We start from the raw sequence: 744 nt of genomic DNA, 5'->3' as shown, positions 1-744 counted from the left end.
CACGTGGCAGTGCGTGTCGCAAGCCCCGGCCGGCAACGCATGGCGGGGACGGGAAGGTGACGCAAGCGGAGGACGGCAATCGGGCACGGCGGGTTCCTGCGGGAAAAACGCCATCCTCCCGGATTGCGGGCTGACTAACAATGCTATATCTTTGATTTCAGATATAGAAAATATAAATATCAACGCCCACCCCATGGACCTCAAGCAGATCGAATACTTCGTGCGCGTGGCCGAACGGCGCAGCTTTTCGCGCGCAGCCGAAATGCTGGACGTCGCCCAGCCCACCCTCAGCCGCCAGGTGCGGCTGCTGGAACTGGAACTGGGCCAGCACCTGCTGTATCGCAATGGCCGCGGCGCCGAACCCACCGAGGCCGGGCTGCGCTTTCTGGAACACGCCCGCGCCCTGCTGGCCTTGGCCGACCGCGCCAAGCAGGACCTGCAGACCCTGCGCGAAACGCCCACCGGCAAAGTGGTGGTCGGCCTGCCGCCGCGCATCGCCCGCGTGCTGACCCCGCCCCTGGTCCAGGCGTTTCGCCGCCGCTTTCCCGACGCCTCCATCGCGGTGGCCGAAGGCCTGAGCGCGCAGATGCGCGAATGGCTGCTGGCCGGCCGGGTCGACCTGGCGCTGCTGTATGACCCCGCGCCATCGCCGCAACTGGCCTATGAATCGCTGTTTCGCGAAAACCTGGTGCTGGTGGCGGCGGCCAACCACCAGCCGCCCCTGCCCGACCGCATCGCCGTCGC

At 67.1% G+C, this 744-nt stretch carries 1 protein-coding gene; it reads left to right on the top strand.

Annotated features, from left to right (window positions below; translation table 11 throughout):
• Positions 1 to 193: 193 nt before the first annotated feature.
• Positions 194 to 744, top strand: a 551-nt coding sequence (locus U858_RS0133485) for a LysR family transcriptional regulator (protein WP_025141395.1), incomplete at its 3' end; no start/stop codon positions are given.

Source organism: Achromobacter sp. DH1f (genome assembly GCF_000633435.1).
Lineage (GTDB): Bacteria > Pseudomonadota > Gammaproteobacteria > Burkholderiales > Burkholderiaceae_B > Achromobacter > Achromobacter deleyi.
This window is presented reverse-complemented; position numbering and strand designations above follow the sequence as displayed.